Annotated in this window: 13 protein-coding genes; 7 read left to right on the forward strand and 6 right to left on the reverse strand. The window is 68.2% G+C overall.

Going from position 1 to position 13,665, the window contains the following annotated elements:
- The first annotated feature begins 76 nt into the window (after positions 1-76).
- Both TO66_RS12980 and dctM read left to right on the forward strand, forming a co-directional pair.
- Positions 77-709 carry a TRAP transporter small permease gene (locus TO66_RS12980; protein ID WP_044462692.1) on the forward strand — a complete coding sequence of 211 codons (633 nt, stop codon included), beginning with the start codon at positions 77-79 and terminating at the stop codon, positions 707-709.
- Entirely contained in the window at positions 709-1,992 is a 1,284-nt protein-coding gene (gene dctM / locus TO66_RS12985; RefSeq protein WP_044462693.1) for a C4-dicarboxylate TRAP transporter large permease protein DctM, read from the forward strand. The genes TO66_RS12980 and dctM overlap by 1 nt, the downstream gene beginning before the upstream one ends.
- A 192-nt stretch (positions 1,993-2,184) precedes the next feature.
- On the opposite strand, the gene TO66_RS12990 is transcribed toward dctM, so the two are convergent.
- From TO66_RS12990 to TO66_RS13005, 5 genes are all read right to left on the reverse strand, one after another.
- Positions 2,185-2,457, reverse strand: a complete 273-nt coding sequence (locus TO66_RS12990; protein WP_044462694.1) for an Ada metal-binding domain-containing protein — start codon at positions 2,455-2,457, stop codon at positions 2,185-2,187.
- Positions 2,458-2,610: 153 nt separating this feature from the next.
- Complete coding sequence (locus TO66_RS12995; RefSeq protein WP_044462695.1) at positions 2,611-3,228, reverse strand: DNA-3-methyladenine glycosylase; 618 nt, start codon at positions 3,226-3,228, stop codon at positions 2,611-2,613.
- 352 nt (positions 3,229-3,580) lie between these two features.
- Positions 3,581-3,727, reverse strand: coding sequence for a hypothetical protein (locus tag TO66_RS34295; protein WP_409077170.1), 147 nt, complete (start codon positions 3,725-3,727; stop codon positions 3,581-3,583).
- A 192-nt stretch (positions 3,728-3,919) separates the two neighbouring features.
- Positions 3,920-4,054 carry a hypothetical protein gene (locus TO66_RS33950; RefSeq protein ID WP_256243475.1) on the reverse strand — a complete coding sequence of 45 codons (135 nt, stop codon included), beginning with the start codon at positions 4,052-4,054 and terminating at the stop codon, positions 3,920-3,922.
- 161 nt (positions 4,055-4,215) lie between these two features.
- Complete coding sequence (locus TO66_RS13005; protein ID WP_044462696.1) at positions 4,216-5,154, reverse strand: alpha/beta hydrolase; 939 nt, start codon at positions 5,152-5,154, stop codon at positions 4,216-4,218.
- A gap of 590 nt (positions 5,155-5,744) precedes the next feature.
- Here TO66_RS13005 and TO66_RS13010 point away from each other — a divergent pair.
- Entirely contained in the window at positions 5,745-7,073 is a 1,329-nt protein-coding gene (locus TO66_RS13010; RefSeq protein WP_044462697.1) for an MFS transporter, read from the forward strand.
- On the opposite strand, the gene TO66_RS13015 is transcribed toward TO66_RS13010, so the two are convergent.
- Positions 7,070-7,978, reverse strand: a complete 909-nt coding sequence (locus TO66_RS13015; protein ID WP_044462698.1) for a LysR family transcriptional regulator — start codon at positions 7,976-7,978, stop codon at positions 7,070-7,072. The genes TO66_RS13010 and TO66_RS13015 overlap by 4 nt on opposite strands.
- Before the next feature lie 118 nt (positions 7,979-8,096).
- Here TO66_RS13015 and mdlC point away from each other — a divergent pair, with 118 nt between their 5' ends.
- The 4 genes from mdlC to TO66_RS13035 all read left to right on the forward strand — a co-directional run bounded on the left by mdlC (position 8,097) and on the right by TO66_RS13035 (position 13,629).
- Entirely contained in the window at positions 8,097-9,683 is a 1,587-nt protein-coding gene (gene mdlC / locus TO66_RS13020; protein WP_044462699.1) for a benzoylformate decarboxylase, read from the forward strand.
- A gap of 51 nt (positions 9,684-9,734) precedes the next feature.
- The gene (locus tag TO66_RS13025) at positions 9,735-11,150 is read left to right on the forward strand and encodes an MFS transporter (RefSeq protein ID WP_044462700.1); all 1,416 of its coding nucleotides are present in this window, start codon (positions 9,735-9,737) and stop codon (positions 11,148-11,150) included.
- On the forward strand, positions 11,147-12,085 hold the full coding sequence (locus TO66_RS13030; RefSeq protein ID WP_044462701.1) for a ketopantoate reductase family protein: 939 nt from the start codon (positions 11,147-11,149) through the stop codon (positions 12,083-12,085). Before TO66_RS13025 ends, TO66_RS13030 begins: the two co-directional genes overlap by 4 nt.
- Positions 12,086-12,153: 68 nt before the next feature.
- Positions 12,154-13,629: an aldehyde dehydrogenase family protein gene (locus TO66_RS13035; protein WP_044462702.1), complete on the forward strand. Its 1,476-nt coding sequence runs from the start codon at positions 12,154-12,156 to the stop codon at positions 13,627-13,629.
- Positions 13,630-13,665: the final 36 nt, after the last annotated feature.

Genomic DNA, 13,665 nt, shown 5'->3' on the forward strand with positions numbered 1-13,665 from the left:
GGCCGCTGCGCTCGCAGCGGCCCATCGGCAGCCGCTAGCGGGCTGCACTCCACTGGCACTCTCGCGGAGAACCTCTATGCACTGGCTGAGGCGGTTCTGGGAACATTTCGAAGAGGCGTTCATCGCCTTCCTGCTGGCGGCCATGACGCTGGTGACGTTCGTCTACGTGGTACTCAACAACCTCTATCCGCTGTTCTACGCCATCGGCGATGCCTGGCAAGGTGCCAGCGCGCCGTTCCTGGCAATCGGCGACTTCCTCATGGAGCTGGCCCAGGAGATGGTCTGGAGCGTGGCGCTGACCAAGATGCTGTTCGGCTGGCTGATCTTCTTCGGCATTTCCTATGGCGTGCGCACCGCCGGCCACCTGGGGGTGGACGCGCTGGTCAGGCTCGCCTCGCGCCCGGCCCAGCGCCTGCTGGCGGTCGTTGCCTGCCTGTGTTGCATGGTCTACGCCGGGCTGTTCATGGTCGCCAGCTTCAAGTGGCTGATGGCGCTGATCCAGGCCGGCATCGAAGCCGAGGACCTGGACCGGTTCGGTATCCACCTGTCGCATATCGCCATGATCGTGCCGTTCGGCTTTGCCCTGGTGCTGATCCGCTACCTGGAAATCATGTGGCGCATCCTCATGCGCGGGCAGATCAACCTGGGCCTGGCCGATGAGGCGGCCGAGGCCAGCAAGCTTGCCAGTCACCAGGAGGATCAGCACTGATGGCCATTCTCTGCCTGTTTCTGATGCTGTTCGTGTTCATGTTCCTCGGCGTGCCGATCGCCATTTCCCTGGGGCTGGCCGGCGCCACCTCGATCCTGCTGTTCAGCCCGGACTCCCTGAGTTCCCTGGCGATCAAGCTGTTCGAGACCTCGGAAGCCTATACCTTGCTGGCGATCCCGTTCTTCCTGTTGTCCGGGGCGTTCATGACCACCGGCGGCGTGGCCCAGCGCCTGATCGATTTTGCCAACGCCTGCGTCGGGCACATTCGCGGTGGCCTGGCGATTGCCGCGGTGTTGGCGTGCATGCTGTTCGCCGCGCTGTCCGGCTCTTCGCCGGCCACCGTGGCGGCGGTGGGCTCGATCGCCGTGGCCGGCATGGTGCGTTCCGGCTACCCGCGGGAGTTCGGCGCCGGGATCATCTGCAACGCCGGGACCCTGGGCATCCTGATCCCGCCGTCGATCGTCATGGTGGTGTACTCGGCGGCCACCGAGACTTCGGTCGGCAAGCTGTTCATGGCCGGGGTGGTGCCGGGGCTGCTGCTCGGGGTGATCCTGATGGTGGTGATCTACATCGTCGCGCGGATCAAGAAGCTGCCGGCGCAGCCGCGGGTGTCGCTGCGCGAATGGCTGAGCACCGCGCGCCGGGCATTCTGGGGCCTGCTGTTGCTGGTGATTATCCTCGGCGGCATCTACAGCGGCCTGTTCACCCCGACCGAAGCGGCGGCGGTGGCGGCGGTGTACTCGGCCTTCGTCGCGCTGTTTGTGTACAAGGACATGCGCCTGCGCGACTGCCCGAAAGTGCTGCTGGAGTCCGGCCGGCTGTCGATCATGCTGATGTTCATCATCGCCAACGCCATGCTCTTCGCCCACGTGCTGACCACCGAGCAGATCCCGCAGCAGATCACCACCTTCGTCATGGATGCCGGGCTGTCGCCCATCGGTTTCCTGCTGATGGTCAACGTGGTGCTGCTGGTGGCGGGCAGCTTCATGGAGCCCTCGGCGATCGTGCTGATCCTGGCGCCGATCTTCTTCCCGATCGCCATGCAGCTGGGTATCGACCCGATCCACCTGGGGATCGTCATGGTGGTCAACATGGAGATCGGCCTGGTGCATCCGCCGGTGGGCCTGAACCTGTTCGTCACCTCGGCGGTGACCGGCCTGAGCCTGGGCCAGACCATCCGCGCCGCATTGCCGTGGCTGATGATCCTGTTGGCGTTCCTGATCCTGGTGACCTACGTGCCGTTCATTTCCCTGGCGCTGCCGAACTGGCTGGGGATGAACTGAAGCCGGGCGCGCCTTTTGTAGGAGCCTGGCTTGCCGGCGATGGGGCCGCGAGGGCGGCGGAGTGCTCGGGATCTGATCGCGGGCAAGCCTCGCTCCTACGGGGTTGGGTGGTGGCGGGACGGGCGCGCCTTTTGTAGGAGCCTGGCTTGCCGGCGATGGGGGCCGTGAGGGCGGTGGAGTGCTCGGGATCGATCACGGGGTTGGGTGGGTGGTGCGCCAGGCGGTGTAGGCCTGGGGCAGGCAGCGGGCGCAGGGGCGATAACCGGCGGCGCGGGCGCTGGCTGCGTCGAGAAAGAACACCCGCTGGGCCACATAACCGCCGCGGGCGATGGCCCGCAAGGCGGCCGGACAGTCCAGGCGGCCGTAGATCCGGCTGCCACGGTGGCCGCCCAGGGTGCCCGGTCGTTCGCTGAGAAATCGCTGGCCCCGGGCATCGAGCAAGACCCAGCGTTTATCGGTGTCCATCCCTCCCTCCTGTGTCTCGCTCTTTGTAGCCGCTGCCGAGCCCTGGCGAGGCAGCGATCGAGCGGCACGCTCGCGGGGTTCTTGCGGGCGCTGGAGACCCTGCGGGTCTAGCGCAGCCTCGCTGGCGCTCGGCAGCGGCTACAGGTAACTGGATCAGCGGGTGGGCACCCGCCACAGGTACCAGGCCGCGACGGTGCGATAGGGGCGCCAGGCCTGGCCGATCTCGATCATCTGCTTGCGTGTCGGCTGTTGCGCCAGGCCCTTCAGGCGCCGGTAGCCTTCGCGCACGCCGAAATCGTCGGCGGGCAGGATGTCCAGGCGTTCCAGGCTGTAGATCAGCAACATTTCCACGGTCCAGCGGCCAATGCCGCGCAGGCGGGTCAAGCGTTCGATCAGCGCTTCGTCGTCCATTGCCAGCGCCGTCGCGTAATCGGGCACCACGCCGCTCAGGGTTGCCTCGGCGATGCCCCGCAGGGTGACGATCTTGCTGGCGGAGAAGCCGCAGGCGCGCAGTTGCTCGATGTCGCTGGCGAGGATCTGCGCAGGGGAAGGGAAGGCGCCCGACCCGTACAAACCAAGGAAGCGGCCGAGGATCGCATCGCCGGCCCGGGCATGCAGTTGCTGATAGGCGATCGCCCGCACCAGGGCCTCGTAGGGCTCGCGGGTCGGCTTGGCCTGGTGCAGGCAAGGGCCGACCGCCGCGACATGGCGGGCCCAGTCGGCGTCTCGCCCGGCGAGAAAGGCGCGGGCCTGGAAAAACGGTTCGGGCATGGGCAGTCCTGGACGAGGGGCGTGGCCAGAGGTTAGCGGCCCGCGATCCGCGCCGCACTCTGTCTCTTGCGCTGGAAGTCGCGCCGGTGGCCGGGCAACGCCCTCAAGCCGGTGTGACAGCAGGCGGCAGTGCTTATCCCAGGAGGGCTGGCTTCGGCGCGACAAGGCGCGCGGGCTGGCTCACAAGGCCTGCAACAGGCGCTGCAATTGCTCGTGTTCCCAGATGCTCAGGAGCTTGACCGGATCGGTGCCGTAGCGCGGCCAGGCGTCGAGCGTCTCGACCCGGCCGTCCGGGGCGCGGCAGCGCTCGCAGTGGCTGAGGGTCTGGCCCTGGTTGACCAGGGCCAGACCCTCAGCCGTCGACCTCCAGCAGCACTTGCCAGCCGTGGTCCGCCGTCGCCACGCGGTGGCTCGAGGGGCCCAGGCTGCGGGTGCCGAGCGCCAGTTCCCTGAGCACCTGGCAGATTTCACGGGCAGTGAGGGCGGGAGGGCTAGGCATGGCAAAGGTTCTCGGGCATGGACGGCGGCCATTTTGCCATGGTTGCCGAGCGGCATCAGGTGCGATGGCCGAGGGGCCCAGGCAAAAAAATGCCCATATCGCCGGATACGGGCATTTCCATTGGCTTGCACCGGCCGCCTGCCGAGGCTGGCCGGAGGGCCTTCAGTGGTTTCGAAAAGAAGGGGGCAAGGCTCACTTGGCGGACTTGCGCGCGTCGGACGAACGCCAGGCCTTTTCTTCCCCGGGATGCTGCACGGTCAGGTAGGCCCTCACGCCCAGACCTGCCAGACAAAAGACCATGCCTGCGATGAATTGAAATGTAGTCATGACATGCCTCCAAAACAATCAACCAGAGACCATCTCATTTAAGCCACGCCGGGGCCAGCCGGAGTTGTTACAGGTTGTCTAAGGAAACCCTTGGCAGCGGGCGTCCTGCGGGGCGCGGGGCAGGGCGCAAGGGTGGCGCCGCCAGGATCCCCGCGCCGGGTTCAACTGGTCGGTCCGCGGCTTGGCTCCGTGCGGGCGACCTTGGCGGGCGGGGCGTGCAGCAGGGTGTCGAGGGCCCGGCGGTAGCGCTCGCCGGCCAGGCTCATGCTGTTGTTGTGGGTGGCGCCGGGAACCAGCAGCAGTTGCTTGGGCGGCTGCGCGGCGTCGAACAGTTGCTGGCTGAAACGCGCGGGCACATAACGGTCGTCCAGCCCATGGACGATCAGCAGCGGCATGCCGATGTCGGCGATCTTGTCGAGGGAGTCGAACTTCTGCGACAGCAGCCAGCGCACCGGCAGCGAGGTATTGCCCAGCTCGGCGGCGACCGCCGCCAGGGAGGTGAACGAGGACTCGACGATCAACCCTCGGGCTGGGATCGGCGTGCCGGCGCTGGCGGCGTGCCGGGCGAGTTGCGCGGCCAGTTCCACCGCCACCGCGCCGCCCAGGGAGTGGCCGTAGATCAAGCGCTTGCCGGCGTCGGGTTGCAGCTTCGACAGCTGTTCCCAGGCAATTTGCGCGTCCTCGTACACGCTGGTTTCCGACGGTGGCTCGCCCAGGCTCTGGCCGAAGCCGCGGTAGTCGATGGCCAGCACCGAGTACCCCAGGGCGTGCAGCTGTTCGATGCGGAACAACTGCCCGGTGAGGTTCCAGCGCACCCCGTGCAGGTAAAGGAGGGCGGGTGCATTGGCGCGTTGGGCCGGCCACCACCAGGCATGGATGTTCTGCTCGGGCTTGAGGCTGGCGCCCTTCAGTTCCAGCTCGCGCACCCCCGTCGGCAGCCCGCGGTACCAGCTGGCGTTACCCGGTTCGACGCGAAACACCAGTTCGCGCTCCTTGTGCTCCAGCACCTGGCAGCCCACCGGCAGGCCGATCAGCAGCGCGGCCAGGCCGAACAGGAGCCATCGGCGCGAGCGCCAGCGCGAAAGAAACGAGGAAGACATGAGGCGGCACCGCGCACGGATAAAAAACGCGTTTTAACAGATGCGCTTGCCGGCCCAGTAATCATTTCGCCTCTTGCCGGCCGGGGATGCTTTACAAAATGTGGCGCCGCCACCGGGAAGGCCGCCGGCCGCTCATGGGATCACAGGCTGCCTGGCTCGTTTCGCGTTGAACTTAATGGATCCATTGTGGCGAAGTTGGCTGACCCGGCATCGCCCCACACTCGGCGATAGCCCATGCCGCCTGACTCTGGTCGATAATCGCCCGAAAATATTGGTCCATCAGTATTTCTACAAGTCATTGATCCTTATTGGATAACCTGGAAACGCGCGACGGTTTTCCAGCCATTCCGGCTGTTTCCAGTCCTGTCTCCGGCCAGCATCTCTTGCTGGTGGATCCATTGGGTGGTTGATTAGCCACCTGGCGATGGCGGGTCCCTGCCGAGCGCCCCCGATAAAAACGACAAGAAGGGTCTGGTCATGAATGGCTTATCAAGGGCGCGTTACCCCCTGGGTTTCGTCCGCCGCCTGTCTGTGTGCACGCTGCCGTTTCCTCTCTCGCTGTCGCCGGCCGGCGCCGGGGAGTGGCTGCCATGAGCGACTTGAAGAGCCGCGTCGACAGCGGGCCGATGAGTGCCTTTCAATGCCTGGCCATCGGTATCTGCATGGTCCTGAACATGATCGACGGCTTCGATGTGCTGGTGATGGCGTTCACCGCGGCCTCGGTGTCGGCCGAGTGGCACCTGGGCGGGGCGCAGGTCGGCCTGTTGCTCAGCGCCGGGCTGTTCGGCATGGCGGCCGGTTCGCTGTTCATCGCGCCCTGGGCCGATCGTTTCGGCCGGCGCCCGCTGATCCTGTTCTGCCTGGCGCTCTCCGGACTGGGCATGCTGCTTTCGGCCCTGAGCCAGACCCCGGTGCAACTGGCGTTGCTGCGGGGCCTGACCGGCCTCGGCATCGGCGGCATCCTGGCCAGCAGCAACGTGATCGCCAGCGAATATGCCAGCCAGCGCTGGCGCGGCCTGGCGGTCAGCCTGCAGTCCACCGGCTATGCCCTGGGCGCCACCCTGGGCGGCTTGCTGGCGGTGTGGTTGCTCAGCCAATGGGGCTGGCGCTCGGTGTTCCTGTTCGGCGGCGCGGTGACCTGGCTGGTGATCCCCCTGGTGTGGCTGTGGCTGCCCGAATCCCTGGACTTCCTGCTCGCCCGGCGGCCGGACAATGCCCTGGCGCGGATCAATCGCCTGGCCCGGCGCCTGGGGCAGGCCGAGCTGGGGCAATTGCCGCCGGCGGCGCCACGCCAACCTGGTGCGCCCAGCGGTTTCGGCCAGTTGCTGGCGCCGGCCATGCGCCGTACCACCTTGCTGATCTGGCTGCTGTTTTTCCTGGTGATGTTCGGCTTCTATTTCGTCATGAGCTGGACCCCGAAACTGCTGGTGGCCGCCGGGTTGTCGGCGCAGCAGGGCATCACCGGCGGGGTGCTGCTCAGCGTCGGCGGGATCTTCGGCGCGGCGCTGATCGGCGCTCTGGCCTCGCGCTGGCCGCTGGGCCGGGTGCTGGCGCTGTTCATGCTGGTTACCGCCGGCCTGTTGGTGCTGTTCGTCGGTTCGGCGACATCGATCAGCGCGGCGCTGGGCCTGGGGCTGTTGATCGGGCTGTTCGCCAATGGCTGCGTGGCCGGCCTCTATGCCTTGTCGCCGGTGGTCTATGACGCCTCGGTGCGCGCCACGGGCGTCGGCTGGGGCATCGGCATCGGGCGCATCGGCGCGATTGTCTCGCCGACCGTGGCCGGTTTCCTGCTGGATGGCGGCTGGCAGCCGCTGCACCTGTACGGGGTATTCGCCAGCGTATTCGTGATCGCCGCCGCGTGCCTGCTGTGGCTCAGGCCGCCGCGCGCGCGGGCCCGCCCGGCGCTGGCCGGGGCCTAGCCGTCAGCCTGGGCCTGGCCGTGGATGATGGCGTCGGCCACCGTGGCGCAGAACCAGCGCAGGGCGGCGGAGCTGTCGCTGTTGGGGTGCCAGTGCAGCGACACCTCGAACTCGGCCACCGGGAACGGCAGCTCGAGCATTTTCAGGTCGCCTTCCTGGATGAACAGGCGGGCGATCTGGGCCGGCAGCACGGCCAGCAGCTCGGTGCCGGGAATGATCTTCTGCAGCACCGAGAAGTGCGGCACATGCAGGCTGATACGGCGCTGTGCGTGGATGGACTTCAGGGCATCGTCGATGCTGCCGTGGCCGGTGGTGCGGGTCACGGTGACGTGTCGCTCGGCGAGGAACTGTTCCAGGCTCAACTGCTGGTCGATGCGCGGGTGGCGGGCACTGAGCAGGCATACGTAGCGCTCGTTGATCAGTACCTGGCTGCGGGTGCCGGGCACCGGGTGGCGGCAGATCGCGGCGTCGGCCTTGCCACTGGCCAGCCACTCGCCGGCCTGGTCCACCTGCAGCGGCAGCACCTCGACTTCGGCCAGCGGCGCCTCCTGGTTCAGGCGCGCCAGGATCAGCGGCAGGAAGCCCATCTCGCCCAGGTCGGAAAGGGCGATGCGAAAGCGCCGCTCGGTGCTCGCCGGGTCGAACTGGCGGCAGCTCTGCACCGCGCCTTCGATGCGGGTCAGGGATTCGCGCAGGGTGCCGTACAGCTGTTCGGCGACAAAGGTCGGCTGGATGCCGTCGCGGGTACGGCTGAACAGCGCGTCGTCGAACACTTCGCGGAGGCGCGCCAGGCCGTAGCTGACCGAGGGCTGGGTGACGAACAGGCGCTCGGCGGCGAGGGTCACGCTGCGGGCTTCGTAGAGGGTGACGAAGGTGCGGATCAGGTTCAGGTCGATGTGGCTCATACCGCCTCGGCTGCCGTTGTGGATATAGACCGATTTTATTTTTGATAGAGATAGTATCGATTTGATCAATTTTGTAGCGGCTGCAAGAGTAACCCGAAATCCAATAACAAGGGTCCTTATGAAAACCGTCCACTCTGCGTCCTACGAGATTCTTCGCGAGCAAGGCCTGACCACCATCTTCGGCAATCCGGGGTCCAATGAGCTGCCGTTTCTCAAGGGGTTTCCCGAGGACTTCCGCTACATCCTCGGCCTGCACGAAGGCGCGGTGGTCGGCATGGCCGACGGCTATGCGCTGGCCAGCGGCAAGCCGACCTTCGTCAACCTGCATGCCGCCGCCGGCACGGGCAACGGCATGGGCGCGCTGACCAACGCCTGGTACTCCCACAGCCCGCTGGTGATCACCGCCGGCCAGCAGGTGCGCTCGATGGTCGGCGTGGAAGCGATGCTGGCCAACGTCGATGCGGCGCAACTGCCCAAGCCGCTGGTGAAGTGGAGCCACGAGCCGGCCTCGGCCCAGGACGTGCCGCGCACCCTGAGCCAGGCGATCCACATGGCCAGCCTGGCGCCACGCGGGCCGGTGTACGTGTCGATTCCCTACGACGACTGGGCCGGCGCGGCACCGGCCGGGGTCGAGCATCTGGCACGGCGCCAGGTGGCCAGCGCCGGCCTGCCTTCGGCGGCGCAACTGCAGGCGCTGGTCGAGCGCCTGGCGGCGGCGCACAGCCCGGTGCTGGTACTCGGCCCGGATGTCGACGGCAGTGGCAGCAACGGCCTGGCGGTGCAACTGGCGGAGAAGCTGCGGATGCCGGCCTGGGTCGCGCCGTCCGCTTCGCGTTGCCCGTTCCCCACGCGCCACCCGTGTTTCCGTGGCGTGCTGCCGGCGGCCATCGCCGGGATCAGCCGCTGCCTGGCCGAGCATGACCTGATCCTGGTGGTGGGCGCCCCGGTGTTCCGCTACCACCAGTACGCCCCGGGCGATTACCTGCCGGCGGGCTGCGAACTGGTGCACCTGACCTGCGATCCGGGCGAGGCGGCGCGGGCGCCCATGGGCGATGCGCTGGTGGGCGATATCGCGCAGACCCTCGAAGCCCTGGTCGGCGCGCTGGCGCAGAGCGCACGGCCGCTGCCGAGCGCCTTGCCGCGGCCGGCGCCGGTGGCCGAGGAGGGTGGCTTGCTGCGCCCGGAAACGGTGTTCGACCTGATCGACCGACTGGCGCCGCGGGACGCGATCTACGTCAAGGAGTCCACCTCCACCGTGAGCGCGTTCTGGCAGCGGGTGGCGATGAGCGAGCCCGGCAGTTACTTCTTCCCGGCCGCCGGCGGCCTTGGCTTCGGCTTGCCGGCCGCGGTCGGCGTGCAACTGGCGAGCCCCGCACGGCGGGTGGTGGCGATCATCGGCGACGGCTCGGCCAACTACGGCATCACCGCGCTGTGGACGGCCGCGCAGTACGGCGTCCCGGTGGTGTTCATCATCCTCAAGAACGGCACCTACGGCGCCCTGCGCTGGTTCGCCGACGTGCTGCAGGTGGCCGATGCGCCGGGGCTGGACGTGCCGGGCCTGGACTTCTGCGCCATCGGCCAGGGCTATGGCGTGCACTCGGTGCAGGCCGCGACCGGCGCCGAGTTCGCCGCGGCCTTCAGTGCCGCCCTGGCCGGCGATCGCCCGGTGCTGATCGAGGTGCCGACCCTGACCATCGAACCCTAGGTTTGCCCACCGCGCCTTGCGCACACCCCACAAGAATAAAAAGAGGTGGTTATGAACACGACTTCGCTCAGTGAAGTGACGGCGGCCGCGTCCCGGCAGCCGACCCCGGGCACCGGCAGCGCCGATATCGGCACCTTGCTCGATGACGGCCCCTACACGGGCATGCAGAAAATCGTGGTGCTGCTGGCCGCGCTGTCGATCGTGCTGGACGGTTTCGACGGTCAGCTCATCGGTTTCGCGATCCCGCTGATGATCAAGGAATGGGGCATCACCCGCGAGGCGTTCGCCCCCGCGGTGGCGGCCGGGCTGATCGGCATGGGCATCGGCAGCGCCTGCGCCGGGCTGTTCGCCGACCGTTTCGGCCGGCGCATGGCCGTGATCGCCAGCGTGCTGGTGTTCGGCTCCGCGACCTGCGCCATCGGCCTGGCGCCGGACGCGGCGACCGTGGCGGCGCTGCGCTTCGTCGCCGGGCTGGGCATCGGCGGGGCGCTGCCCAGCGCCACCACCATGACGGCGGAATTCACCCCGGCGCGCCGGCGTACCCTGGCGGTCACCGCGACCATCGTCTGCGTGCCTTTGGGCGGGATGCTGGCGGGCTTGTTCGCCTCCCACGTCCTGCCGCTGTACGGCTGGCGCACGCTGTTCTTCGTCGGCGGCAGCCTGCCCATCGGGCTGGGCCTGTTGCTGCTGGCGACCCTGCCCGAATCGCCGCGCTTCCTGGCGCGCCGGCCGCAACGCTGGGGCGAGCTGAGCGCGCTGCTGGGGCGCATGGGCCGGCCGATGCCGGAGGGCGTGCGCTACACCGATGCGCTGGAGCAGAAGAGCGAACGGCAAGCGGGTTTTCGCGCCTTGTTCGCCCCGGGTTACGGGCGCGACACGCTGGCGGTCTGGGTGGCCTTCTTCATGTGCCTGACCGCGGTCTACAGCGCCTTCAGCTGGCTGCCGACCATGCTCCTGGCCGAGGGCCTGCCGCTGGCGCTGGCCGGCTCCGGGCTCACGGCCTACAACCTCGGCGGGGTGATCGGCGCGCTGCTGTGCGCGCTCGCCATGACGCGCTGGGGCTCGTTCTGGCCGCTGCTGATCTGTTGCGCCGGCGGCGCGGCCAGTGCGTTTGCCATGCAGGCGGTGGATGTCGAGCAGAACAGCCGCTTGCTGATCTTCGGCTTCGGCGTGCATGGCCTGTTCGTCAATGCGGTGCAGTCGACCCTCTATGCCTTGTGCGCCTTTATCTATCCCACCGGCGTGCGTGCCACCGGGACGGCGTCGGCCCTGGCGTTCGGTCGCCTCGGCGCGATTCTCAGTGCGTTCGTCGGCGCCACGGTCATCACCCGGGGCGGTGCCCAGGGCTACCTGACCCTGCTGGGGACGGTGATGGTGCTGGCGCTGGTCGCTCTGGTCGTGGTGCGCCGGCATATCCCGCGGCGCGCGTCGGGCATGATCCCTCACACCGATAAGGAGATTCGATGAACATCAGCATTCTCGGGGCGGGCGCCATGGGCTCGCTGTTCGGCGGCCTGCTGGCGGAGAGCGGCCAGCAGGTCACGCTGCTGGATATCAACGACCGGCACCTGGAGGCGATCCGTCGCCAGGGCCTGCGCCTGGAGACCGACAGCGGCGACCGCCGCGTGGGCCGCCTGAGCGCCTGCCGGCCGGAGCAGGTCACGGGGCAGCCGGACCTGCTGCTGGTCTTCACCAAGGCCCAGCACACCGAGCAGGCACTGCGCGGCATCGCCGGGCATATCGGCGAGCACAGCCTGGTGCTGACCTTGCAGAACGGCCTGGGCAACGCCGAGGCGCTGTGCCGCCACATCGCCCCGCAGCGGGTGCTGATCGGCATGACCACCTGGCCCGCCGACATGGCCGGGCCCGGGCATGTGCGTTCCCATGGCCAGGGCGTGGTTCGCATCCTGGCCCTGGAAGGTGGCGAGCGTGAGGACTGCGCCGCGGTCGCGGCGGTGCTGGAGGCGGCGGGGCTCGACTGCACGGTGGACCCGCACGTCTGGACCGCGATCTGGGAGAAGGTGGCGTTCAACGCCGCCTTGAACAGCCTGTGTGCCGTCACCGGCTGCACCGTGGGGCAACTGGATGGCGCGCCGCAAGGCCAGGCGCTGGCGCGGGCGATCGTGCTGGAGGTGCTCGGCGTCGCGCAGGCGGTGGGGGTGGCCACGGATGCGCAGCACTGCCTGGATACCGTGGCCTATGCCATCGCCCACCACCGCACGCACCGGCCGTCCATGCTGCAAGACGTGCTGGCGGGCCGGCCCACGGAAATCGGTGCGATCAACGGCGAAGTCCTGGCCAGGGCGCGCCAGGCCGGCCTCGCCGTGCCGCACACCGAAACCCTGCTGGGGTTGCTGCGCCTGATCGAGGCGCGGGCGGCCGCCGGCGGTGGTCATGAATAACCCGGAGCGGCGCTGCGCTGGGGCGCGCGCCGGTCTTTCCCGTGAATCCTGTGTCGAGGAGTTTTGTCATGAGTGAGTCCACAGCTGTCTACACCGATCTGCATCTGCAGCCCATCGCCGGCCAGTGGCGCGCCGGCGCCGCCGGCAAGACCCTGGCGGTGACCAACCCCTATGACGGCGCGCCGCTGCTGGAGGTGGCCCAGGCCAACCGCGCCGACCTCGATGCCGCCTATGCCAAGGCGGCCGCCGTACAGCCGCAGTGGGCGGCGCTCGGGCCGTCGGCGCGGGCGGCGGTGCTGCACCAGGTGGTGGCGGTGTTCGACCGGCGCCGCGAGGAAATCGTCGACTGGATCATTCGCGAATCCGGCAGCACCCGGCTCAAGGCGCAACTGGAATGGGGCGCGGCGCGGGCCATCGCCCTGGAGTCGGCGTCGTTCCCGGCGCGGGTTCATGGGCGCATCGTCGAGTCCGATGTGCCGGGCAAGGAGAGCCGGGTCTACCGCAGCGCCCTGGGGGTGGTCGGGGTGATCAGCCCGTGGAACTTCCCGCTGCACCTGACCCAGCGTTCCATCGCCCCGGCGCTGGCGCTGGGCAACGCGGTGGTGGTCAAGCCGGCCAGCGACACCCCGGTCTGCGGTGGCCTGCTGCTGGCCAGGATATTCGAGGAGGCCGGCCTGCCGGCGGGCGTGCTCAGCGTGGTGGTGGGGGCGGGCAGCGAGATCGGCGATGCCTTCGTCGAGCATCCGGTGCCTTCGCTGATCACCTTCACCGGCTCCACCCCGGTCGGTCGCGGCATCGGCCGGATCGCCAGCGGCGGCGCGCACCTCAAGCATGTGGCCCTGGAACTGGGCGGCAACAGTCCGTTCGTGGTTCTGGATGATGCCGATCTGGAGCAGGCGGTGAACGCGGCGGTATTCGGCAAGTTCCTGCACCAGGGGCAGATCTGCATGGCCATCAACCGGATCATCGTCGACGAGCGTCTCTACGACGCCTTTGCCCAGCGCTTCGTCGAGCGGGTCAGGGCGCTCAAGGTCGGCGATCCGCAATCGATCGAGACGGTCATCGGCCCGGTGATCAACGAGCGGCAGTTGCAAGGCCTGCACGAGAAGATCGAGCTGGCCCGTCGCGAAGGCGCCGAGCCGCTGTACGAGGGCGGCGCCCGCGGCAACCTGTTGGCGCCCCATGTGTACGGCGAGGTCACGGCCGACATGGACCTGGCGCGCAATGAAATCTTCGGCCCGCTGGTGGGGCTGCTGCGCGCGCGGAACCAGGCCCATGCCCTGGAACTGGCCAACGCCAGCGAGTTCGGCCTGTCCAGCGCGGTGTTCACGGGCAGCCTGGAACGCGGGGTGAACTTCGCCCGGGGGATCCGGGCGGGCATGACCCATATCAACGACATCCCGGTGAACGATGAGGCCAACGCGCCCTTCGGTGGGGAAAAGAACTCGGGACTCGGGCGCTTCAACGGCGACTGGGCGATCGACGAATTCACCCGCGATCACTGGATCAGCGTGCAGCACACGGCGCGTCGCTATCCCTTCTGATGCCCCTGTGTTGAGTTGAGGTTTTCGCCCGGCCGG

Origin of the sequence: Pseudomonas sp. MRSN 12121 (genome assembly GCF_000931465.1) — a bacterium.
Classification (GTDB): Bacteria; Pseudomonadota; Gammaproteobacteria; order Pseudomonadales; family Pseudomonadaceae; genus Aquipseudomonas.

Coding starts and splice junctions, on each gene's coding strand:
- TO66_RS12980 (WP_044462692.1), top strand. CDS start 77: ATGCACTGGCTGAGGCGGTTCTGGGAACATTTCGAAGAGGCGTTCATC.
- dctM (WP_044462693.1), top strand. CDS start 709: ATGGCCATTCTCTGCCTGTTTCTGATGCTGTTCGTGTTCATGTTCCTC.
- TO66_RS12990 (WP_044462694.1), bottom strand. CDS start 2,457: ATGGACACCGATAAACGCTGGGTCTTGCTCGATGCCCGGGGCCAGCGA.
- TO66_RS12995 (WP_044462695.1), bottom strand. CDS start 3,228: ATGCCCGAACCGTTTTTCCAGGCCCGCGCCTTTCTCGCCGGGCGAGAC.
- TO66_RS34295 (WP_409077170.1), bottom strand. CDS start 3,727: ATGCCTAGCCCTCCCGCCCTCACTGCCCGTGAAATCTGCCAGGTGCTC.
- TO66_RS33950 (WP_256243475.1), bottom strand. CDS start 4,054: ATGACTACATTTCAATTCATCGCAGGCATGGTCTTTTGTCTGGCAGGT.
- TO66_RS13005 (WP_044462696.1), bottom strand. CDS start 5,154: ATGTCTTCCTCGTTTCTTTCGCGCTGGCGCTCGCGCCGATGGCTCCTG.
- TO66_RS13010 (WP_044462697.1), top strand. CDS start 5,745: ATGAGCGACTTGAAGAGCCGCGTCGACAGCGGGCCGATGAGTGCCTTT.
- TO66_RS13015 (WP_044462698.1), bottom strand. CDS start 7,978: ATGAGCCACATCGACCTGAACCTGATCCGCACCTTCGTCACCCTCTAC.
- mdlC (WP_044462699.1), top strand. CDS start 8,097: ATGAAAACCGTCCACTCTGCGTCCTACGAGATTCTTCGCGAGCAAGGC.
- TO66_RS13025 (WP_044462700.1), top strand. CDS start 9,735: ATGAACACGACTTCGCTCAGTGAAGTGACGGCGGCCGCGTCCCGGCAG.
- TO66_RS13030 (WP_044462701.1), top strand. CDS start 11,147: ATGAACATCAGCATTCTCGGGGCGGGCGCCATGGGCTCGCTGTTCGGC.
- TO66_RS13035 (WP_044462702.1), top strand. CDS start 12,154: ATGAGTGAGTCCACAGCTGTCTACACCGATCTGCATCTGCAGCCCATC.